The organism is Burkholderia sp. Bp9016, assembly GCF_003857765.1.
Taxonomy (GTDB): Bacteria; Pseudomonadota; Gammaproteobacteria; order Burkholderiales; family Burkholderiaceae; genus Burkholderia.
This window is the reverse complement of the sequence record NZ_QTPY01000002.1, coordinates 179,872-202,328: the sequence shown is the minus strand read 5'-3', so window position 1 is coordinate 202,328 and position 22,457 is coordinate 179,872. Positions and strand designations below refer to the sequence as shown.

Below are 22,457 nucleotides of genomic sequence, written 5' to 3'. Positions count from 1 at the left end.
ACGACACGGGCGGGTATCAAAATTGATGAGCCATATGACGGGGTTGGGGCGGGCGTGTGCGTTGCTCGCCGTGGTAGGGGGCATGCAGGGCGCGCTCGCGCAGGGGCTGGCAGGCAACGGGACGCCGGCAGTACAGCAGGCGTCCGCGCCGGTGGCGGCGATTCCGGTGATCGATCAGCAGGATCAGGCGTCGGTGCAGCCGCAGGCAGGCGAGACGACCGGGCAGAGCACGGTTGACGAGCTGCAGCGCCAGATCCAGGCGCATTCGCTGACGGAAATGCGCACGAACTATAACGGCAGTTATGGCGCGAGCCTGCTTTTCAGCGTCAAGGACGGTTCGTATTTCGTCGCGCTGTTCCAGCAGAAGGCGTTCTGGCGTGTGATCAAGACTTACGACGAAACGCGGGCGGAAGCGATCTATCGCGATTTCTCGCGTCAGGCCGAACGGCTGGCGGTCAACGAGTTGCGCGCGGCGAAGCTGGAATCGCAGAAGGTGCAAATGGACCAGCAGATCGAAGTCACGCAGGAGCGGGCACGACGCCTGCAAGCCGACATCTCGATCGCGCGTCAGCAGCAGGCAGCGGTCGCGGATCGCCAGAAGACGGTGCGTAACGAAACGGCGGCATTGCAGGCGCAGCAGGCGGAACTGCAATCGCAGTTGCGTGCATTGCAGCAGCAGGTGCGTTCCCTGCAGCGCGAGGCCGACGCAGGCTTGCCGACGACGGCACGCTGAGCAGAAACGGGATGGGGCAGGTGCGGCGACATGCCGCGCCGACCGACAAGAAAAAAGGGCAAGCCGGTTGGCTTGCCCTTTGTTTTACTGGCCGTCCGGCACGATTCGCCGGCGGCGCGTGACGATGACCGGCCCGTTGCCGCCGCGTGCATCGGACGGCGACGGGCTGCTCGATGCGTCGCCGGCGTCGCGCGGTGCGCCGTAGCTTTCGCGCGGTTCGCGCGGGGCATAGCCTTCACGGGGTTCGCGCGGCGCGCCATATCCCTCGCGCGGTTCGCGGGAGCCGTAGCCTTCGCGCGGTTCACGCGAACCATAGCCGTCGCCGCGCGACTCGCGGGAGCCGCCGTGCGAGCCGTACGGGCTGTGGCCACCGCCTTCGCGTCCGCCCGGCCGGCCGCCGGTGCGCGGACCGCGCGGGCCGCCGCCGCCGGGGCGCGAGCCGCCGGTGTCGAGCTGGATCGTGGAAATGGCGCGCTTGTAGATGCCTTGCAGACCCACGGGGGTGCGCAGCATCACCAGATACTGGTCGAACGACTCGATGCAACCCGTCAGACGAATGCCGTTGACGAGATAGATTTCAACGCGCTTACGTTCCTTGCGCGCCGCATTGATGAAGTCGTTTTGCGGATGGGATTCTGCGGGATTGGCCATTGAGGTGCGGCAGGAGCCTGCGTCAGAGAATATGTTGTGCGTGTGTGTGGCGTGTTCGCCCACCAAGTGTTTGGCGAGATTTTACCCTGTTCGTTCCGCCAGCGCGCGGTCGTGATTGTGTCGAACCGTAACCCACTATAGACGTTCCCGCGCGTTTTCGCGATTCGGTCGAATGGCTAGTGCCCGTTCCATACGGTGCGTTACGAATCTCGCAGCAGCGCAGCACCTGACGATGCGTATCGCGATTAAAGTCGTCGCGCAAGTCGGGCAGGCCTGTAGATCAGGGATACGGGACATGAGCACAAAGACAATCGAGGGATGGCCCGGGAGCGCAGCGTTGCTTGCTTCCGGCAGGGCAATGGCAGGGCACGTCGGCCTGTCGGCTGGTATCGGCGTGCCGGTCGCGCCAGTCTATGCCGAGACGGCACCGGTCTATGTGGCGCAGCAGCCGGCGGTGGTCGCGTAGCCGGATGACGGATACGGCTATTACGGCGACGATCGCTACCGGAAATGGCGCTGGCACCATGAGCGGCACTGGCGCGAGCATCGCGACGACGACTAAGCCGATTGTGCGTGTTGCCGGAGCACGGCCGGGATCGTCCCGCCGCGTCCCGCCCGGCTCGCTTAACCTTGCTTCCCGGCCTTGATCCTGGCCATTTCCTCGTCGCGCAGCGCGCGGCGCAGGATCTTGCCGACGTTCGTCTGCGGCAACGCTTCACGGAATTCGACGAATTTCGGCATCTTGTAGCCGGTGAGATTCTTGCGGCAGTGCGCGAGCACGTCCTCGACGGTCAGCGCGGGATCGCGGCGCACGACGAATACCTTGATCCGCTCGCCCTGTACTTCGTCAGGGATGCCGATCGCCGCCGCTTCGCTGATGCCGGGATGCATCACGAGCACTTCCTCGATCTCGTTCGGATACACGTTGAAGCCCGAGACGAGGATCATGTCCTTCTTGCGGTCGATGAGGCGGATGAAGCCGCGCTCGTCCATCACGCCGATGTCGCCGGTGCCGAGCCACCCGTCGGCATCGATCACCTTCGCGGTCTCGTCCGGCCGCTGCCAGTAACCGCGCATCACTTGCGGGCCGTGCACGCAGAGCTCGCCCGGCTCGCCGATGCCGGCCCAGGTGCCGTCCTCGCGTCGAAAGCGCACGACGGTCGACGGTGCGGGCAGACCGATCGAGCCGCTGAACGCGGCCATGTCGGTCAGGTTCACCGGATTCATCGTGACGATCGGCGAGCATTCGGTGAGCCCGTAGCCTTCGACGACCGGCCGGCCCGTGACCTGGTGGAAGCGCTCCGCGACCGCGCGCTGCATCGCCATCCCGCCCGCCATCGCGAGCTTGAGCTTCGAAAAGTCGCGCTTGCGGAATTCCTCGTTGTCGAGGAAGGCGTTGTACAGCGTATTGATGCCGGTGATCCCGGTGAAGGTCTCGTGGCGGATGATCTTCATCACCATGTTCGTATCGCGCGGGTTCGCAATCAGGATGTTGCGCCCGCCGAGTCCCATGAAGATGAATGCGTTCACCGTCAGCGAATAGATGTGATAGAGCGGCAGCGGTGTGAGCACCGTCTCGACGTCGCCGGTGACCTGGTCGGCGATCCAGGCCTTCGCCTGCAGCAGGTTGGCGATCAGGTTGCCGTGCGTGAGCATCGCGCCTTTCGCGACGCCGGTCGTGCCGCCGGTGTATTGCAGGAACGCGAGGTCGTCGCGCGTCATCGGCACCGGCTGCGGCTTGCCGCGCATGCCGAGCGCGAGTGCGGAGCGCAGCCGGATCGCCTGCGGCAACTGGTAGGCGGGCACGAGCTTCTTCACGTGCTTCAGCACGAAATTGATCAGGCGTCCTTTCGCATTGAAGCTGTCGGCGAGCAGGTCGCCGAGCGCGGTGACGATGATGTTCTTCACCTGCGTTTCCGGCAGCGCGTCCTGCAGCGTGCGCGCGAAATTCTCGAACACGACGATCGTCTGCGCACCGCTGTCCTTCAACTGATGCGCGAGTTCGCGCGCGGTGTAGAGCGGATTGACATTGACGACGATCGCGCCGGCCTTCAGCGTGCCGAACAGTGCGACCGGGTACTGAAACGAGTTCGGCAGCATGATCGCGACGCGATCGCCCGGCTTCACGCCCGTGCCTTGCAGGTACGATGCGAACGCGTCGACTTTCTGCGCGAGCGTGCGGTAGGTCATCGATGCGCCTGCGCTTACGTAGGCGACGCGTTCGGCAAAGCGGGTCGTGCATTCGTCGAAGAATTGCACGAGGGACGCATATTGCGTGACGTCGATCTCGTGCGGGACGCCGGGCGGGTACGACGCGTACCAGATGCCGTCGGTGTTCGGCGGGAGCTGGGCCGCTGCGGTGGCTGCGGATGCTGACATGATGGTTCTCCGGTGTCTCGGCGAGAGTGAGCGCGTCGGCGCTTGTTCCTGCCCGATATTGTGCAGTCGACGAAAGCCCGCGCGCCGGCACGGCGCCGCACGACATTCGTTCGGCCCGGGCCTGCGCGTGAACGCGGGCCGCATACATGGGCGCCGAACCGGCACGAACGCTTGCATGTCCGCGCGATCCCGCACCCCGCAAGTCATCGATGAAATGCCGCCTGCGCGGCCGTCGGTGCGATCAGTTCGTCGGGTGCAGCGTGACCGTATCGGCGCCTGCCATACCCGGTATCAGCCCGAATGCCTCGCTCGCGCCCGCATCGTCGAGCACTGCGGCGAAGATCGACAATTGCGCGCTGTCGGGCATCGGGGCCTTCAGCGCGGCGACGATCAGCGAAGACAGCCGCGCGATCATCTGCACGTCGTTCATCGTGCGGCCTTGCGAGAATTCGTCGATCAGGCTTTCGGTCTCGGCACCGGCGAGCGCGCCGGACAGCGCGCCGATCGCGAAGTGCAGCCGCCAGCCGAGCTCCGTGCGCGGCAGGTGCGGCAGCGCACGCTGGAACGCGTCGAAGAAACGGCCCGCGACGCTTGCGTAGTGGGCGGTCAGGAAGTTGCGCACGAATGGCGACGGGTCGGTGTACGCGCGGCCGATCAGCCGGAGGAACGCGGGGCCGCCGCGTTCGGGGTCGCGCGATGCCTTCAATGCGGGAATGAACATCGCGCCGAGCACGTGCTCGCAGGTGATGTGCTCACCGAGCTGCGCATCGAAGCGATCGAGGATGCCGAGACGTTCCTGGTTGAGCTGATCGAGCCGTCGAGACAGCATCGCGTGGATCAGCGCTTCCTTGCTGCCGAAATGGTAATTGACCGCTGCGAGGTTCACCGCCGCGCGCGACGTGATCTGCCGCATCGACATTGCCTCGAAGCCATGTTCGATGAACAGATCCTCGGCCGCATCGAGAATCCGCGCCTTCGTCCCGCCGGCCTGTCGAGTGCCGGATGACCGGCCGCCGGACGGCCGTCCCGCAGACGATCGCCCCTCCTGACTTACTGCCATGTTCCGCCTCCCACGCCGGTTTCCCGGCCGCGAACTGGTGATTTGATTATCTGATTCAAACAGCCGTTTTTATTAAGATAAAAAAACGCGGGCGGAGCGGGCAAGCGGGGAATCTGGACAAATTCCTCTAGTTCGATGTGCAGGTGCGGAAAGTCATTCGCGCGCCCCCGGCGGGACGGGGCGCGCGCGATGATGCGATGCGGCAATGCGTGCGATCAGTTCACGGTGGTACGCGTATTGACCGATTGCGTCATGTCGATGCCGCGCCGCTCGCGGCTGAACAGGATCAGCACCGCGATCACGACGGCCACGATGCCGGCGACGAGCGCGAGCGCGTAACCGTAGTTGTTGCCTTGCGAAACCGCGAACGACGCCTGCATCGTCGCGTTACCCGACGCAAGCAGGTTGCCGAGCTGATAGACGACACCGGGGAAGGTCGCGCGAATCTCGTCGGGCGAAATCTCGTTCAGGTGGACCGGGATCACGCCCCATGCACCCTGCACGGAAATCTGCATCAGGAACGCGCCGGCGGCGAGCGCGACCGGGCCGCTCGAGAATGCCCACAGCGGCAGCACCGGCAGCGCGATCAGTGCCGCGATGAAGATCGCGCGGCGGCGGCCGATGCGCTCCGAGATCGCACCGAACGACAGGCCGCCGACGATGGCGCCGATATTCAGCACGATCGTGATCCACGACACGGTGTGCGGATCGAAATGGTGTTGTTCGCGCAGGAAGGTCGGGTAGAGATCCTGCGTGCCGTGCGAGAAGAAGTTGAACGCGGTCATCAGCACGATCGCGTAGATCGTGAGCTTCCAGTTCTGCTGCAACGTGGCCCAGAGACTCGGCCGCGCACGCTTTTCCATCTGCTTCCAGGCCGGCGATTCGGGCACGTGCGTACGCACGTACAGCACGAGCAGCGCGGGCAGCACGCCGACCATGAACATCCCGCGCCAGCCGATGTACTGGTAGAACAGGCCGAACACGATCGACGCGAGCAGGTATCCGCTCGGATAGCCGGCCTGCAGCAGGCCCGACACGATGCCGCGTGCATGGGTCGGCACGGTTTCCATCGTCAGCGCGGAGCCGACGCCCCATTCGCCTCCCATCGCGATGCCGAACAGCGCGCGCAGTACCAGCAGGGCGGTCAGGCTCGGCGCGAAGCCGGATGCGAGTTCGAGCACGGAGTAGCACGCGATGTTGACCATCAGCGTCGGACGGCGACCGAAACGATCGGCGAGCCGGCCGAAGATCAGTGCGCCGAGCGGGCGCATGGCGAGGGTCAGCGTGAGCGCGAAGGCGACGGCGGGGATCGTCGACGCGAATTCGGCGGCGATGTCCTTCAGCACGAAAACCATCAGGAAAAAATCGAACGCATCGAGCGTCCAGCCCAGATAGGCGGCGATCGTGACGTTGCGTTGTTCGCGGGTCCAGCTCATGTCCGAAGTCTCCTCGTTGGCTAGCGCGCTTACGATGTGCAGAGGGACGCCGACCCGGCTGCGCGCGGCGCGGGGGCATGGATCGAGTGTAGGCCGCAGCGTCGTGCGATGTGGGGCGCGATAACGTCGAATCGGGAATAATCCCTACGAAATGAACTGTTGCGAAAGCGAAAACGGAGGGCGGCGAGCAAAGCGACAGGCGGATGTATCATTGTGGAAGGCTTTTTGTATCAATTATGTAATGTGCTCGATGCACATCGCCGTCGAATCAGGAGTCCGGATGACCGAACGTTGTGCTGCTGCGTTGCCCGTGTTCGAGACCGAGAGGCTGTGGCTGCGTCCGCGCGTGCTGGCCGATCTCGACGCGAGCATCGCGATGGATCGCGATCCCGAAGTCACGCGGCATATCGCGGGTCCGTGGCACGATCCGGTCGAGCATCGTCGTTTCGTCACGCACCGGATCACGCGCGACTATCCGCCCGGCCTCGGCTACTGGTCGATCTTCGAGAAGCACGCGCCCGACGTGTTCGTCGGCTGGATCCTGCTGATTCCCGACTATGCCGACGGCGCCCGCGATGTCGAGATCGGCTGGCGGCTCGTGCGCGCGGCGTGGGGGCGCGGCATCGCGTGTGAAGCCGCGGCGGCCGTCGTGCGTCACGCGTTCGACACCGTGCGGCTGCCGCGCGTGATCGCCGATATCGCCGAGGCGAACACGGGTTCGCTGAACGTCGCGCGCAAGCTCGGCATGCGTCGCGTGAATGTCGTGCACGACGGGATTCCCTACGTTCGCCACCGTCTCGAACGCGACGATCTGCGCGCGTAATTGCCGTGTGCCGGCGCGGCCGGTTGTCAGAGATGGTCAATCACGCGCGCATCGAGGTCGTGACGTATTAACGGCTCGCAGGATCAGGAGTATCGTTGCCGGAAATCAGCAACATGGGGTACGACCATGGCACTCGGCAACGACGTTCATCTCATTCCCCTCAGGCTCGACGCGTTGCGTCCCACGCAGATGACGGTCGGCTATCGCGAAGTGAAAGCGAAGCGCAAGCACTGGAAGGCGCTCGACAAGCGCGCGCGCAAGGCCGCAATCGAATCGCACTGGTTCCCGGCCGTCCTCGGCCCGGACGGCCTGCATTACATCACCGATCACCATCATCTCGGCCTCGCGCTGATCGAGGAAGGGGAGTCGCGCATCAACGCGATGCTGCTGAAGGATCTGTCCTGGCTCGACGACACGATCTTCTGGCGGATGATGGAACACAACCAGTGGGTGCATCCGTTCGGCGCGGACGGCTCGCGTCGCGACTACGCGCATCTGCCGAAGGCGCTCACGGGGCTAGAGGACGATCCGTATCGCAGCCTCGCGGGCGAACTGCGCACGGCGGGCGGTTACGCGAAGGACGCGACGCCGTTCAGTGAATTCCTGTGGGCCGACTACCTGCGCCAGCACGTCACGCTCGACCAGATCCGCAAGAATTTCGCGAAGGCGCTCGACGTCGCGCTGCATCGCGCGCACGACCAGGACGCGCGCTATCTGCCCGGCTGGTCGGGCGTCATCGCCGTCAAACCCTGAAACGCGCACGGTGCCCATCGCTCCATGACGACCGTCCCGATCCGCCCGGATGCCGGCCCGCAGCATGCCGACCATTTCGCTGCAGTCGTTGCGGCGCCGCCACCTCCGACGCAGCGCATCGGCCTCGATGCGCTGGCCGGCCTGTCGATCGCGGGCCTGCTGATTCCCGAGGCCGTCGCGTATGCGGGCCTTGCCAACCTGCCGCCGCAGGCGGGCCTCATCGCGCTGCTGTCGGGGCTCGTCGTCTATGCGCTGACGGGCAGCAGCCGTTTTGCGATCGTGTCGTCGACGTCGTCGTCGGCAGCTGTGCTTGCGGCGACGGTGCTGGCCGAGTCGGGGATGGCGCTTGCCGCGCAGCTCGCGCTGGCAGCTGCGCTCGTCGCGATGACGGGCGTGCTATTCATCCTCGCGGGTGCGGCGCGGCTCGGCGGCATGTCGGACTTCGTGGCACGTCCGGTCCTGCGCGGCTTCACGTTCGGGCTGGCGCTGACGATCGTCATCAAGCAGTTGCCGAAGATTCTCGCGATCTCCGTGCAGCATAGCGATGCGCCGCGCGTCGCGCTCGATCTCGTCACCGGAGCGCCGCATGCGAACCTCGCGAGCGTTGCGCTCGGCGCGGCCGCGCTCGCACTGCTGTTCGTGCTCGGGCGCCGCTCGCGCGTGCCCGCGACGCTCGTCGTGATCGTGCTGTCGATCGCGGCCGGCTACGTATTTGACTGGCAGCACTACGGGATCGCGATCGTCGGGCACATCGACTTCCGGCACCTCGAATTCGGGTTGCCGCACCTCGACCGCAATGCGTGGATGCAGACGGTCGAGCTCGCGTTCGCGTTGATGCTGATCCTGTATGCGGAATCGTACGGATCGATCCGCAACTTCGCGCTGAAGCATGGCGACAGCGTGTCGCCGAACCGCGATCTCGTCGCGATCGGGTGTGCGAACCTCGTGTCGGGATTGCTGCACGGAATGCCGGTCGGCGCCGGCTATTCGGCGACGTCCGCGAACGAGGCAGCCGGCGCGCAATCGCGTTTCGCGGGGCTGTGGGCCGCCGGCGTGGTCGCGCTGATCGTGTGGTTGCTGCTGCCGCAGCTCGCACGCACGCCGGAGCCCGTGCTCGCGGCGATCGTGATCTTCGCGGTCAGCCATTCGCTGCATCCCGCGGTGTTCCGGCCGTACTGGGTGTGGCATCGCGACCGGCTCGTCGTGATTGCCGCGCTGCTCGCGGTGCTCGTGCTCGGCGTGCTGCACGGGCTGCTTGCGGCAATCGGTGTGAGCCTGCTGCTGACGTTGCGCAAGTTGTCCGAGCCGAATGTCAGCGTGCTCGGCCGGTTGCGCGACGGTCACGACTTCGTCGACGTCGCGAACCATCCGGATGCGAAGCCCGTGCCGGGCGTGTTGATCGTGCGGCCCGAAGCGCAACTGTTCTTCGCGAATGCGGACCGCATGCTCAATCGCGTGCGTGCGCTGATGAAGGCCGCACCCGATACGCATGCCGTGATGCTGAGCCTCGAGGAAACGCCGGACGTCGACGGCACGACGATAGAGTCGTTGCGTACGTTCGCGGCCGAATGCGCGGCGCGCGGGCTGCAGTTCTCGATCGTGCGGCTCAAGGAGCACGCGCTGCATGCATTGCGTCGTGCGGCCGACGATACGCTACGCGATGATGCAATGTCCGAACTGAGTGTCGACGAGAGTCTGCAGGTGCTGCAGGCGGGCGGCAACGGCGCGAAGGGCGGTGCGTGACGATGCGGCGAGCGCCGCGTAGTGCCGCCCAGCGCCGTCTAGCTGGATAACGCGGTGTCGGCCGGTTCGACGGCAGCACGGTTCGCGATGACGTCGGCCACCTCGGCGGCCGTCGGCGCATACGCGCCTGCGTGCGCACAGGCGACCGCGGCACAGGCTGCCGCATAGCGCAGATGCCCGGCAGCCGTTGCGTCGGGGCAGGCGAGCTGGCTGGCGAGCCAGCCGCCGATGCTGGCGTCGCCGCAGCCGACGGTGTCGGCAACCTCGGTCGCGAACGCCGGCTGAAACAGCACGGTATCGCGATGCAGCAACTGCATGCCGGACGCACCGCGCGTGACCAGCACGGCCGCATCCGGCGCCCACGCGCGCAATTGCGCGAGCGCGGCGGCTTCGTCGAGTTCGGGGAACAGGCCGCGCAGATCCTCATCGGATACCTTGATCCAGTCGGCGAGTACGGCCAGCCGGCGCAGCGTGTCGCGATACGACGGCGCGGCCATCGGTGCCCGGTAGTTCGGGTCGAACGAGATCCGCTTGCCGGCTGCGCGCGCGGCCTGCACGAGCTCGATCAGCCGCGCCGCGAGCGGCTCGCGCACGACGCCGAGCGAGCCGACATGCACGATCTCGGCCGCCTCCAGCGCACCGTCGGGCAGGTCGGCCGGATCGAATGCGAGATCGGCGCTGTGCTCGCCGATGAAGAAGTAGTCAGGCTGCTGCTTCGACACGACCATCGCGAGTAGCGGCGCGCGCTCGACCTGCCGGATGAAGCGCAGGTCGAGCCCGGCATCGGCACTCTTGCGCACCAGGTCATCGCCGAAGATGTCGCTGCTGACCGTGCCGGCGAATGCGGTCGGCACACCGAGCCGCGCGCCGACGCGCGCCACGTTCCAGCACGAGCCGCCGGCGACGCTGCGCCAGTGCTGCGCGTCGTCGCGGATGAAATCGGTCAGCGCTTCGCCGAATACGATCAGGCGGGGAAACGTCGTCGTCATGTCGAAACCTTGTGCCGCGGCGTGTCGCACGGCACAGCAGCAGTTGAGGTGAACGGGCGCGCGCCGACGTGTGGCGCGGCCCGGTACGGCGGGCACGTGGCGCGATCAGCGCGGGCTGCTCCAGCCCTTGTAGCTCTTCACGTTGTCGCGCGTGATGAGCGTCGGCTCGATCAGGATCATCGGATTGGCCGGTTTCTGGCCGTTCATGATCCCGTAGCCGACGTTCACGGCCTGCTGCGCCATCGCCCACGGATCCTGGCTCGCCGACGCTTGCACGAGCGTATTGGACTTCAGCGCCACTTCGATGTCGGGCGCGCCGTCGACCGACGTGATGACGATACCCGGGCGGTTCAGCTGTTTCGCCGCGAGATCGCTGCCGATCGCCTGCGGATCGTTGATCGTGAACACGCCGTCGAGCTTCGGAAAGCGCGTCAGGTAGCCCTGCATCGCATTCATCCCGCCTTCGCGCGAGCCCTTGCCGTCCTGGTCGCTCGACAGCAGCTTGATGCCGGGGTTCTTCGCGAGCACGGCCTTGCAACCGTTCACGCGGTCGATCACGGCCGACACCTGCGGGCCGTTCTCGATGATCACGTTGCCACGGCCGTTGAGCTTCTTCGCGAGGAAGTCGCACGCGAGTTCGCCGGCCTTCACGTTGTTGGTCTGCACAGTCGCGTTCGCGCCGGCGGCCGCGACGTCGACCGCGACGACCGTGATGCCGGCCGCCTGCGCCTTCTTCACCGCCGGCTCGATCGCCTTCGGGTCGGTCGCGTTGAGCAGGATCATGTCGACGTGCGCGGAGATGAAGTTGTCGATCTGCGTGAACTGCTTGTTCAGGTCGTAGTCGGCCGACACCGCGGTGACCTTGGCGTTCGGATTGATCTGCTTTGCGCGCGCTTCGGCGCCTTTGACGATCGTGACGAAGTACGGATTGCCGAGCGACCCGACCGTGACGCCGATCGATTTCAGCGGCTTGTCGGCTGCGTGGGCGGCGGCAGTGCCGAAAGCGAGTGCGCAGGCGACGGCGGTCAGGGCGGCTTTGTGCTTGAACATGTCGTTGTGTCTCCGGATGGTTGTTTGGCGGACGGGCGCGGGAGGATCGGCCTGCGTCCCGGGGTTGAATGGTGAGGAAACGATGTCAGGTGCGGGCGGAGTCGCGCTGGCGATAGCGGTCGAGCGCAACGGCGCCGATGATCACGAGGCCCTTGATGATGTATTGCCAGATATCGGATACGCCGAGCAGCACCAGGCCGTTCGTCAGTACCGCGATGATCAGTGCGCCGATCAGCGTGCCGACGATCGAGCCGACGCCGCCGACGAAGCTCGTGCCGCCGAGGATTACCGCGGCGATCGCGTCGAGTTCGTACGACTGGCCGAGCTGCAGGCCGTTGGCCGCATAGAGCCGTGCAGCGGACATCACCGCGCCGAGACCGGCGAGCAGGCCCGACGCCGCATACACGAACAGCTGGATCGCGCGCACGTTGATGCCCGACAGCCGTGCCGCTTCCGGATTGCCGCCGACCGAGTAGATCCGCATCCCGAGCACCGTGCGGCGCAGGATGAACCACGACAGCGCGATCACCGCGCAGGCGATGACGACGAGCCACGGCACGCCGAGGATTGTGCCGTTGCCGATGAACGCGAACGGCAGTTGCGGATTGAAGATGGTCGTGTCGTTGCCGATCAGTCGGGCGACGCCGCGCACGGCGGTCATCGCGCCGAGCGTGACGATGAACGGGGGCAGGCGCAGGAACGAGATCAGGCCGCCGTTGATTGCGCCGAACACGAGGCCGACGACAAGTGCGAACGGCACGCCGAGCCAGCCCCAGCCGGGAATGGTCGACGCGAGCAGGGCGGCGACGGCCGACGCGGCGAGCACCGAGCCGACCGACAGGTCGATGCCGCCCGTCAGGATCACGAAGGTCATGCCGGCGGCGAGCACGATGTTGATCGATGCCTGCTGCGTGACGATCGACAGGTTCTGCAGCGTGAAGAAGCCGTCGGTCATGAACCCGAAGCCGATGCACAGGACCAGCAGCACCGGCAGCATGCCGGCGGTGCGCATCAGCGACTGCATGCGAGCGCGATGATCGGCGCCGCGCATCAGGGGGGTACGGTTGGCGACCGGATGGGCCGTCGCGGAAGCGAGATTCCGCTGCTTGGTCGGGTTGATCATTTCGGTACCTTGAATGAAGAGGGAAATGAAGGGGGCGTGGTCAGTGCGCGTCGGCGAGTTCGGCCTGCGAGCCGGTCGCGAGCGCGATGATCGCTTCCTGCGTGATGGGGGTATGCGTGTGGCCGCCGAGTTCGCCGGCGATCTCGCCTTCGCGCATCACGAGCACGCGATCGGCGACGCCGATGATTTCCGGCAGTTCGCTCGAGATCACGATCACGCCCACGCCCGCGCGGGCCAGTTCGTTGATGATCCGGTAGATCTCGGATTTCGCGCCGATGTCGACGCCGCGGGTCGGCTCGTCGAGGATCAGCACGCGCGGCTTCGTCTCCAGCAGGCGCGACAGCAGCACTTTCTGCTGGTTGCCGCCCGACAGCGCGCCGACGTTCACGTTCGCGTTCGGCACGCGGATCGACAGCGATGCGATCGCGTCGCGCGCGCGTTCGGCGCCGCGTGCGAGATCGAGCGCGCCGAGGCGTGCATCGCGGTTGCACACGGAGATGTTGATGTTGTCGCGCACGCTCATGTCGAGGAACAGGCCCTGGCGCTTGCGGTCTTCCGTCAGGTAGACGAGGCCCGCGTCGATCGCGTCGCGCGGCGAATGCGCGCCGAACGTGCGATCGACCAGCTTCACGTCGCCGCGTGTGCGCGGTTCCGCGCCGAAGATCAGCCGTGCGAGCTCGGTGCGGCCGGCGCCGACGAGCCCCGCGATGCCGAGCACTTCGCCGGCATGGAGATCGAGGCTGCAGCCTCGCACGCGCTCGCCGTCGGCGATGTCGCGGACCGATAGCAGCAGGTGGCCGGGGTCGTACGGCGCATGTTCCTTCTTGTAGAAGCCGGAGATGTCGCGGCCCACCATCATCGCGACGAGCCGCTCGGCCGACAGCACGTCGCGCTCGAGCGTGCCGACGTAGGAGCCGTCGCGCAGCACCGACACGCGATCGGACAGTTCGTAGATTTCCGCCATCCGGTGGCTGATGTAGATGATCGCGAGGCCTTCCTCGCGAAGCTGGCGAATCAGGCCGAACAGGTGCTCGGTTTCGCGCGACGATAGCGGCGTCGTCGGTTCGTCCATCACGAGGATGCGTGCACGGGTGTGCACGGCGCGCGCGATTTCGACGAGTTGCTGCTCGGCGATCGACAGCGTGCCGACGAGCGTGCCTGGGCCGAAAGGTGCGCCGAGACGCTCGAGCACGTCCTGGCAGCCGCGCGCCATCGCCGCGCGGTCGATGGTGCCCCAGCGCCGGTTGCCGCGGCGCAGTTCGCGGCCAACGTAGATATTTTCCGCGACGGTCAGGTTCGGCGCGAGGCACAGCTCCTGGTAGATCACGGCGACACCGGCATCGCGCGCGGCGAGCGGGCCGTCGATGTCGATGCGCTCGCCGTCGATCAGGATCTCGCCGCCGGCGTCGGCACGATAGGCACCCGACAGAATCTTCATCAGCGTCGATTTGCCCGCGCCGTTCTCGCCCATCAGGGAGTGGATCTCGCCCGGATAGACGGTCAGGCTGACGTTGTCGAGCGCGCGCACGGCCGGGAACGTCTTGCTGATCCCGCGCATCTCGAGCAGCGGCCGGGGCGACTCAGATCGCGACATGGTTGACCTCCTGCGATTCGGTGCGGGCGCCCTTGAGGATGCCGGCCCGCGGAGAGAAGTTGAAAAACATCGGCAGTGTCGCGGCGCCGATCGCGCCGGCGTCGGCGCCGAACGTGCCGCGCACGAGTGTCGGCGTGCCGCGCGCTTCCGGGGCGGTGGCGACGAGTGCGGCGCGCAGGCGGCTCGTCACTGCATCGAGCAGGCCTGCATCGGTGTCGGCGTCGAGCACGACCACCGGCGCATCGACGACGCACAGCACCGCGCGCAAGGCCGGCGCGAGCGCATCGACACAGTCGTCGATCCATTCGTCGACTGCCGGCAGGCCGCGTGCGATGCAGGCCTCGAGATCGGCGCGGTTCTCGACCGTCTCGCCGTGATGGCGCAGGTGACGCACGAGCGCATGCAGCGACGCGCGCGCGAGCAGGATGTCCCACGGGCCGCGCGGCGGGGGCGCCGACACGAGCCGGCTCGGCGGCACCGGAATCACGGCGATGTCGCCGGCGTTGCCGGTCACGCCGCGCAGGCAGTCGCCGTCGATCGCGATGCCGCCGCCGATCGCGGGTCCGATGAACAGGTAGACGAAGTCGTCGCACTGCCGGCCGTATCCGTAGAACAGTTCGGCGATCGCGGCTGCGTTGCCGTCGTTTTCACCGAACACGGGTAGCGACAGCGTGCGCCCGAGATCGCTCGCGAAGTCGACGTCTTCCCACGCACGGAACGTGTCGGGCGCGAGGCCCAACTCGCGCATCCATGCGCCGAGGTTGTAGGGCTGGGCGACGCCGACACCCGTCAGGCGTGCGCGCTCATGGTCGGGCAGCAGGTCCTGCATCGCGTCGATATCGCGCCGAACGATGTCGAGCACGTCGGCGGGCTGGGGGAGCAGCGTGTCGTGCGAGCGGCGGCCGAGCACATCGCCGGCGAAATTGACGAGCGCCGTTTCGATGCGCATCCGGTCCAGATGGACGCCGATGCCGAACGCGCCGCGCGGATCGAGACGGATCAGCGACGCAGGCTGGCCGCGCTGGCCTTCGGTGCGGCCGGCGAATTCGATCAGCTTCGCATCGGCGAGCGACGCGATGATGCTGCCGACCGCCGTGCCCGTCATGTTCGCGAGACGCGCGAGGTCGGCCTTCGACGCGCTGCCGGCACGGCGCAGCGTCTTCAGCAGCAGGCGCTCGTTATAACGGCGCACGTTGGCCGAGTTGCTTCCCTGGCCGATGTGCGGGCTTCGCATGGTGTCTCCTTCCATGGGGCGTCGTCGGCTGACGCATTAAATAAATCATGTTGATTTATTTAACCGCGTGACAGACTGCATGTCAGCCTAGGGAAATCCCGGTTTCGTTCGGGGATGCGGGAGAGGGGGGGCTTTCGCCCTGGGGCAATCGGGGCGGGAGAGAGGGTGTTTCAGGCGTGCAGCGGCGTGTCACGCGCATCGCGGACAGGCTGCATGTCCGCGCGGGGTGATGTCTGCCAGTGCAGCGTTTCAGCGTGATCTCGTGGGGCGGCGATTTGCGGTTGCGCCTGATGTGGAGGTCGGCCTGTTAGGCTTCAGCGCGGATGTCGGGATGCGAGGATGGCGAGAGAGGGGATTCGGCGCGCCGTGCCCGTTGTCGGGGCGATGTGGGGCGCACCGTTGTATTGCTTCCGGGAGCGGAAATGAAAAAAGGCCGGCTAAAAGCCGACCTTTTTAAAAACAGATGGTGCCCAGGAGAGGACTCGAACCTCCACGATGTTGCCACCGCTAGGACCTGAACCTAGTGCGTCTACCAATTCCGCCACCTGGGCACGTTTCGCTTGCTGCGATGCGAAGACCGCTATTCTAGCGTGTTTGGGAGATCTGTCAACACAATTTGAGGTCGCGAACGCAAATAATTTCACGACGGGCTGGTTTGCTTGCTGCGCCCGAAGAGAGGGCGTCGAAGTGCAGGGGTATGGGCGATGCGACAGGATTTCGCGGATGTGAACCAGGACATGTGCGCAGGCATACGTAGCAATTCGGCGCCGGAAATGAAAAAAGGCCGGCTAAAAGCCGGCCTTTTTAGAAAACAGATGGTGCCCAGGAGAGGACTCGAACCTCCACGATGTTGCCACCGCTAGGACCTGAACCTAGTGCGTCTACCAATTCCGCCACCTGGGCACGTTTCGCTTGCTGCGATGCGAAGACCGCTATTTTAGCGTGTCTGACGAGACTGTCAACACAATTTCTTCGATGACGATAAAAATATCGCGCATTGCGTGTTCGGGACATCAGGCGCCGATCGGATCCGCGCGCTTCGACGTGAAATTCCAGCGCAGCGCTTCGCTCGTGTCGATGCGGGCGGGCAGGAGGCCGGCCGCGAGAAACGTATCGGCGATCTTCTGCTGCTCTCCGAAGTTCTGCGCGACCACGGTGCGTACGAGATAGCTGCGTCGCGCATTGGCGCGCGCGATCGTCGGTGCGTCGAGCCCCCAGATCGGCGCGAGCGTATTGGCCGCTTCCTGCGGGTGCGCGCGCAGCCATGCGCCGGCCTGCGACAACTGGTCGAACACGATCTGCATGACGTCGGGGCGCGCGGCTGCAAAGCCGCTCGATGCGAGGTAATAGCGCTGGTATGAAGCGAGCCCGCTGCCGTCGGCCAGAATCCGCACGTCCGGATTTGAGTCGACCGACGCGACATAGGGATCCCACGTGATCCACGCATCGACGCTGCCGCGCTCGAACGCCGCGCGGCCATCGGCCGGCGTCAGGTAGTGGATCGCCGTGTCGGCAGGGGCGAGCTGCGTGCGTGCGAGCGCGGCGAGCAGCAGGTAGTGGCTGCCGGCAGCCTTCGTGACGGCGATGCGCTTGCCCTTCAGATCGGCGAGCGTATGCAGTGTGCTGTCCTTCTTGACGATGATGGCCTGTGCCTTCGGCGACGGCGCCTCCTGAGCGACGTATACGAAGCGTGCATGCGCGGCCTGGGCGAATACGGGTACCGTGTCGGCCACGTCGGCGCTGAAATCGACGGCGCCGACGTTGAGCGCTTCGGTCAGCGGCAAGCCGCTCGCGAATTCATGCCACGACACGCGCAGCCCGAGCGGCGCCAGCGACTGTTCGAGCGTGTTGCGTGTCTTGAGCAACGTGATGAGCGTCGACGATTTCTGGTATCCGATGCGCAGCACGGAAGGCGTGCTCTCGGCGTGCGCCCGGATGCCGGCGGCGCTCAGGCCGGCGGCCAGCATAGCGCGCGTGAACGCACGGCGGTTCATCGGCGTCATGGGTTGTGCTCCTCGTTGGGTTCGTTGCGAACAAGGCGGCTAACGTACCAACGGGGGAGGGCGATCGATAAACGATTAATTCTGCTATCGATCGGAGTGGCCGGCATAAGGGCGAGCCGGTGCGCGATGTGCGACTTGAAATGGAAAAAGGCCGGCTAAAAGCCGGCCTTTTTAGAAAACAGATGGTGCCCAGGAGAGGACTCGAACCTCCACGATGTTGCCACCGCTAGGACCTGAACCTAGTGCGTCTACCAATTCCGCCACCTGGGCACGTTTTGCAGTAGCTGCTTGCTGCAAAGAAGCGAAATTATAGCGCCCCAATTATTCGTGTCAACACTTTTTTGCGATGGGCCGCAAACGGGCCGCCGAGGCGCCTGCACGCGGCATTCGCGTCATTTGGCAACACAGGCGGGTGATAGAATGATCCGTCGCCGTCACTATAGAACTGTCTGACGGACACTTCTATGTTGATGCCGTGCACCATCAGTCAACGCAACGAGAACAATCATCGACAAACCCTTGAGCAAATATCCGTACCCCATTCCGAGCCGTGAAGAAATTCTCGGCGTGCTGCGTACGAGCGACGCGCCGCTGGCCGCCAACGATATCGCCGAAGCGCTGTCGATCAAGCGTCAGGAGCGCGAGGGGTTCTTCCGGCGTGTCGCCGCGATGGAACGCGACGGCCAGATTCGCCTCGACAAGCGCGGTCACTACCAGCTCACCCATCCGTCGAACTTCGTTGCCGGTCGCGTGCAGGGGCATCGCGACGGCTACGGGTTCGTGATCCGCGACGACGGTCAGGACGATCTGTTTTTGCCGAACGGTGAAATGCAGAAGGTCATGCATGGCGATCGCGTGCTTGCGCGGATCGTCGGCTACGATCGCCGCGGCCGTCCCGAAGGGCACGTCGTCGAAGTCACCGAGCGAGCGAACAAGCGCGTGATCGGTCGCCTGCTCAATGAAAACGGCGCGCTGATCGTCGCCCCCGAAGACAAGCGCATCGGCCACGACATCCTGATCACGCAGAACGTGAAGAAGGCGAAGGTCGGGCAGGTCGTCGTCGTCGAGTTGACCGATTTTCCGAGCCGTCATTCGCAACCGCTCGGCCGCGTCGTCGAGGTACTCGGCGACATCGACGATCCGGGCATGGAAATCGAGATCGCGGTGCGCAAGTACGGCGTGCCGCACGAATTCAATCAGCCGGCGCTCGACGAAGCCGCCGCGCTGCCGGACAAGGTACGCCCGGCCGATCTGCGCTTCCGCGTCGACCTGCGCGACGTGCCGCTCGTGACGATCGATGGCGAGGATGCTCGCGACTTCGATGACGCCGTCTACTGCGAGCCCGTCAAGGTCGGCCGTGGCGACGGTTTTCGCCTGATCGTCGCGATCGCCGACGTTTCGCACTACGTGCAACCGGGCAGCGGCCTCGACGCCGACGCGCTCGAACGCAGCACGTCGGTCTATTTCCCGCGCCGCGTGATCCCGATGCTGCCGGAGAAATTGTCGAACGGCCTCTGTTCGCTGAATCCTCAGGTCGACCGCTGCGTGCTCGCGTGCGACATGGTGATTACCGCGCGCGGCGAGATCAAGGCGTACCAGTTCTATCCGGCGGTGATCCACTCGGCCGCGCGTCTGACGTACACTGAAGTCGCGGCCGTGCTGTCGAACACGAAGGGGCCGGAGGCCGCGCGTCGCGCGGACCTGCTGCCGCACCTGCAGGACCTGTACGGCGTCTACAAGGCGCTGTTCGCCGCGCGGCAGAAACGCGGCGCGATCGACTTCGACACAACCGAGACGTACATCGTCTGCAACTCGCAGGGCAAGATCGAGCAGATCGTCCCGCGTCAACGCAACGATGCACACAAGCTGATCGAGGAATGCATGCTGGCCGCGAACGTCTGTGCGGCCGACTTTCTGAAGCGCAACAAGCATCCGGGGCTGTACCGCGTGCATGCGGGGCCGACGCCGGAGAAGCTCGAGAACCTGCGCGCGTTCCTGCGCGGCATGGGTCTGTCGCTCGGCGGCGGCGACAAGCCGCATGCGAGCGATTACGCGGCGCTGATGGCGCAGATCCGCGACCGGCCCGATGCGCAGATGCTGCAGCCGATGCTGCTGCGCTCGATGCAGCAGGCCGTCTACAGCCCGGACAACATCGGCCACTTCGGTCTCGCCTACGAGGCGTACGCCCACTTCACGAGCCCGATCCGCCGTTATCCCGACCTGCTCACGCATCGCGCGATCTACGCGATCCTGTCGGGCAGGAAATACACGCCGAAGGCGCCGGACGGCTTCGAGCTGAACACCGCGCTGTCGCCGCGCGCCCGCGCGATGCAGCAGGCCGACGACGAATCGCACGGCCGCTCGCGCTTGAACACGGCGATCTGGGAAGAGCTCGGCCTGCATTGCTCGGCGAACGAGCGACGTGCCGATGAAGCGTCGCGCGACGTCGAAGCGTGGCTCAAGTGCTACTTCATGCGCGACAAGCTCGGCGAGGAGTACGGCGGGATGGTGAACGGCGTCACGTCGTTCGGCATCTTCGTGCAGCTCGACACGCTCTTCATTGAAGGCCTCGTGCACGTCACGGAACTCGGCTCGGACTACTTCCAGTACGACGAGATCAAGAACGAGCTGCGCGGCGAGCGTACGGGCATCCGTTATCGCCTGTCGGATCGCGTGCGCGTGCAGGTGAGCCGCGTCGACCTCGACGCGCGCAAGATCGACTTCCGCCTCGTGCGCGACACGCCGGTGAAGGCACCGCGCCCGGCACCGGCACCGGCGCCGGCTGCTACCGGCAACGATCGTGGCGGTCCGCGCGTGCGCTCGTTGCCGCCGGCGGAGGATGCCGTGCCGCGCCGCAAGAAGGCGGCTAGCGCGCCGACCGTCGCGGTGAAGGAAGCGCGTGCTGCGCGTGCAGCGAAGAAGAAGGGCGGTACCGCGGCGAAGACGGCAGCGAAGAAGCCGCACCCGCGCAAGAAGTATTGAGCGTTAGGGGCCGCGCGAAGCGCGTGCCCTTGCAGTATCGAGAGACGCCGCGTTCTACCGGTCACCGGCCGGCAACGCGGCGCTTTCCTTTTCCATGGATCGCGGCTGCGCGCGTTGCGCGGCCGCACGTTTGATCGAAGGTTGTTCCAGTCATGTCACGTCTGAAGGTTCTTTACGGTTTTCATGCGGTGACCGCACGTTTGCGGCACGATGCATCGACGGTTGCGGAGGTGCTGTACGACCAGACGCGCCGCGACCGCCGCATGCAGGACTTCCTGCACACCGCGAAGGAAGCGGGCGTGCGGCTGATCGCGGCTGACGAAACGCGTCTGTGGGGGCTCGCGCATACCGAGCGCCATCAGGGCGTCGTCGCGCGCGTCGAGGACATTCCGCTCGCGCAGAACCTGTCCGAGCTGCTCGACGGCATCCAGGGCCCGGCGCTGCTGCTGGTGCTCGACGGCGTCACCGATCCGCACAACCTGGGCGCATGCCTGCGGGTGGCCGATTCGGCCGGCGCGCACGCGGTGATCGCGCCACGCGATCGCGCGGTCGGCCTGAACGCGACGGCTGCGAAGGTCGCGAGCGGCGCGGCCGACACGGTACCGTACATCACGGTGACGAACCTCGCTCGCGCGCTGCGCGAGTTGAAGGAAGCGGGCGTGTGGATCATCGGCACGTCGGACGAAGCGTCGGCGACGCTGTACGAAACGAAGCTCGACGGCCCGGTCGCGCTCGTGATGGGCGCAGAGGGCGAAGGCATGCGCCGGCTCACGCGCGACACTTGCGACGAAGTAATGAGCATCCCGATGGCCGGCAGCGTGGAAAGCCTGAACGTGTCGGTTGCCAGCGGCGTGTGCCTGTACGAAGCGGTGCGGCAGCGACGCGTGAAGGGATGATGCATGCGGCCCGGCGCGATGCGCGAGCCGCCATGACCCGAACGACGTGTGCCGCGATCGCGCGCGGCACACGTCTCTCTGGAACGCGCGAACCATGACCCTGTTCCGTCTCGGCGCATTGTGCGCCGTTCTCGGCCTGCTGTCCGCCTGCACGTCGCCGTCGCTGGTCGAGCGCGGCACCTACTACGCCGACACGAGCCTGCACGCGCGCGGCGCCGATTCGCGCATTCGGTTTCTCGTGATGCACTACACCGAAAGCGACGAAGCGAAATCGCTGCGCACGCTGACGGGCGATTCGGTCAGCGTGCATTACGTCATCCCGCCGCAGCCGCGCATCGAGCACGGGATGCCGGTCGTCTATCAGCTGGTTCCGGAAGCGAAGCGCGCGTGGCATGCCGGCGTAAGCGAGTGGCAGGGCACGACCGAACTGAACGCGGCGTCGATCGGCATCGAGAACGTGAACCGCGGCCCGCTCGATCCAGAGAATCGCACATGGCAGCCGTATCCGCCTGCCCAGGTCGATGCGCTGATCCGGCTGTCGAAGGACATCGTCACGCGCTACGCGATTCCGCCGACGCGCGTGGTCGGGCACAGCGACATCGCGCCGCAACGCAAGATCGATCCGGGCCCGCTGTTCCCGTGGCATGCGCTCGCGCAGGCCGGCGTCGGCGCGTGGCCGGACGACGCGACCGTCGCAGCACGGCTCGCGGGTCGGGATCCGCACGCGCTCGTCGACGTGCGCGAGTTGCAGCTCAAGCTCGCGCGCTACGGCTACGATGTGCCGACCGACGGCGTGGTCGATGCACGCACGCGGCGTGTATTCGCGGCATTCCAGATGCATTTCCGGCCGTCCGACTATACGGGCAATCCGGATGCCGAAACCGACGCAATCGCGCAGGCGTTGCTCGACAAGTATTTCCCCGGCGCGGCGCCGGCCGACGACGCATCCGCGACGGGTGCGCCCTGACGATCGGCGCGCAGGGCGCAGCCGCAGCCGCAGCCGCCGAA

17 protein-coding genes, 3 tRNA genes and 1 pseudogene are annotated in these 22,457 nt (G+C 65.9%); 8 read left to right on the top strand and 13 right to left on the bottom strand.

Going from position 1 to position 22,457, the window contains the following annotated elements; all coding sequences use genetic code 11:
• The first annotated feature begins 25 nt into the window (after positions 1-25).
• Positions 26-733, top strand: a complete 708-nt coding sequence (locus DIE13_RS03370; protein ID WP_124825821.1) for a DUF2968 domain-containing protein — start codon at positions 26-28, stop codon at positions 731-733.
• Positions 734-817: 84 nt separating this feature from the next.
• Here DIE13_RS03370 and hfq read toward each other — a convergent pair whose 3' ends face one another.
• Positions 818-1,384, bottom strand: a complete 567-nt coding sequence (hfq, locus tag DIE13_RS03365; protein WP_124825984.1) for an RNA chaperone Hfq — start codon at positions 1,382-1,384, stop codon at positions 818-820.
• Positions 1,385-1,679: 295 nt separating this feature from the next.
• Here hfq and DIE13_RS03360 point away from each other — a divergent pair.
• Positions 1,680-1,946: pseudogene (locus DIE13_RS03360) on the top strand (hypothetical protein).
• A 62-nt stretch (positions 1,947-2,008) separates the two neighbouring features.
• Here the strand turns inward: DIE13_RS03360 and DIE13_RS03355 are convergent.
• The 3 genes from DIE13_RS03355 to DIE13_RS03345 all read right to left on the bottom strand — a co-directional run bounded on the left by DIE13_RS03355 (position 2,009) and on the right by DIE13_RS03345 (position 6,259).
• Entirely contained in the window at positions 2,009-3,763 is a 1,755-nt protein-coding gene (locus DIE13_RS03355) for an AMP-binding protein (protein WP_124825820.1), read from the bottom strand.
• A 241-nt stretch (positions 3,764-4,004) separates the two neighbouring features.
• Positions 4,005-4,823: a TetR/AcrR family transcriptional regulator gene (locus tag DIE13_RS03350; RefSeq protein ID WP_124825819.1), complete on the bottom strand. Its 819-nt coding sequence runs from the start codon at positions 4,821-4,823 to the stop codon at positions 4,005-4,007.
• A 215-nt stretch (positions 4,824-5,038) separates the two neighbouring features.
• Positions 5,039-6,259 carry an MFS transporter gene (locus DIE13_RS03345; protein ID WP_124825818.1) on the bottom strand — a complete coding sequence of 407 codons (1,221 nt, stop codon included), beginning with the start codon at positions 6,257-6,259 and terminating at the stop codon, positions 5,039-5,041.
• Between the two features lie 280 nt (positions 6,260-6,539).
• On the opposite strand from DIE13_RS03345, the gene DIE13_RS03340 reads away from it, so the two are divergent.
• The 3 genes from DIE13_RS03340 to DIE13_RS03330 all read left to right on the top strand — a co-directional run bounded on the left by DIE13_RS03340 (position 6,540) and on the right by DIE13_RS03330 (position 9,578).
• Positions 6,540-7,082 carry a GNAT family N-acetyltransferase gene (locus DIE13_RS03340; protein WP_124825817.1) on the top strand — a complete coding sequence of 181 codons (543 nt, stop codon included), beginning with the start codon at positions 6,540-6,542 and terminating at the stop codon, positions 7,080-7,082.
• Positions 7,083-7,208: 126 nt separating this feature from the next.
• On the top strand, positions 7,209-7,835 hold the full coding sequence (locus tag DIE13_RS03335) for a ParB-like protein (RefSeq protein ID WP_124825816.1): 627 nt from the start codon (positions 7,209-7,211) through the stop codon (positions 7,833-7,835).
• A 24-nt stretch (positions 7,836-7,859) separates the two neighbouring features.
• Positions 7,860-9,578 (top strand): SulP family inorganic anion transporter, encoded by a 1,719-nt coding sequence (locus DIE13_RS03330; RefSeq protein WP_124825815.1) that lies wholly within the window; start codon positions 7,860-7,862, stop codon positions 9,576-9,578.
• Between the two features lie 38 nt (positions 9,579-9,616).
• On the opposite strand, the gene DIE13_RS03325 is transcribed toward DIE13_RS03330, so the two are convergent.
• The 9 genes from DIE13_RS03325 to DIE13_RS03285 form a co-directional block, all read right to left on the bottom strand.
• Entirely contained in the window at positions 9,617-10,567 is a 951-nt protein-coding gene (locus DIE13_RS03325; protein ID WP_124825814.1) for a carbohydrate kinase family protein, read from the bottom strand.
• A 105-nt stretch (positions 10,568-10,672) separates the two neighbouring features.
• Positions 10,673-11,617: an ABC transporter substrate-binding protein gene (locus DIE13_RS03320; RefSeq protein ID WP_124825813.1), complete on the bottom strand. Its 945-nt coding sequence runs from the start codon at positions 11,615-11,617 to the stop codon at positions 10,673-10,675.
• An 85-nt stretch (positions 11,618-11,702) separates the two neighbouring features.
• Complete coding sequence (locus DIE13_RS03315; RefSeq protein ID WP_124825812.1) at positions 11,703-12,740, bottom strand: ABC transporter permease subunit; 1,038 nt, start codon at positions 12,738-12,740, stop codon at positions 11,703-11,705.
• A 40-nt stretch (positions 12,741-12,780) separates the two neighbouring features.
• Positions 12,781-14,334: a sugar ABC transporter ATP-binding protein gene (locus tag DIE13_RS03310; protein ID WP_124825811.1), complete on the bottom strand. Its 1,554-nt coding sequence runs from the start codon at positions 14,332-14,334 to the stop codon at positions 12,781-12,783.
• Complete coding sequence (locus DIE13_RS03305; RefSeq protein WP_124825810.1) at positions 14,321-15,568, bottom strand: ROK family protein; 1,248 nt, start codon at positions 15,566-15,568, stop codon at positions 14,321-14,323. The genes DIE13_RS03310 and DIE13_RS03305 overlap by 14 nt, the downstream gene beginning before the upstream one ends.
• A gap of 464 nt (positions 15,569-16,032) precedes the next feature.
• Positions 16,033-16,119: transfer RNA gene (locus DIE13_RS03300), tRNA-Leu, on the bottom strand.
• 265 nt (positions 16,120-16,384) lie between these two features.
• Positions 16,385-16,471: transfer RNA gene (locus DIE13_RS03295), tRNA-Leu, on the bottom strand.
• A 110-nt stretch (positions 16,472-16,581) separates the two neighbouring features.
• Positions 16,582-17,571: an aliphatic sulfonate ABC transporter substrate-binding protein gene (locus DIE13_RS03290; protein WP_124825809.1), complete on the bottom strand. Its 990-nt coding sequence runs from the start codon at positions 17,569-17,571 to the stop codon at positions 16,582-16,584.
• Between the two features lie 183 nt (positions 17,572-17,754).
• Positions 17,755-17,841: transfer RNA gene (locus DIE13_RS03285), tRNA-Leu, on the bottom strand.
• A 249-nt stretch (positions 17,842-18,090) separates the two neighbouring features.
• Between DIE13_RS03285 and rnr the strand changes: the two genes are divergently transcribed.
• From rnr to DIE13_RS03270, 3 genes are all read left to right on the top strand, one after another.
• Complete coding sequence (gene rnr / locus DIE13_RS03280) at positions 18,091-20,553, top strand: ribonuclease R (RefSeq protein ID WP_124825808.1); 2,463 nt, start codon at positions 18,091-18,093, stop codon at positions 20,551-20,553.
• Positions 20,554-20,705: 152 nt separating this feature from the next.
• The gene (rlmB, locus tag DIE13_RS03275; protein WP_011351846.1) at positions 20,706-21,449 is read left to right on the top strand and encodes a 23S rRNA (guanosine(2251)-2'-O)-methyltransferase RlmB; all 744 of its coding nucleotides are present in this window, start codon (positions 20,706-20,708) and stop codon (positions 21,447-21,449) included.
• Positions 21,450-21,543: 94 nt separating this feature from the next.
• A complete protein-coding gene (locus DIE13_RS03270; RefSeq protein ID WP_124825807.1) occupies positions 21,544-22,416 on the top strand; it encodes an N-acetylmuramoyl-L-alanine amidase in 873 nt (290 codons plus the stop codon).
• Positions 22,417-22,457 lie beyond the last annotated feature (41 nt).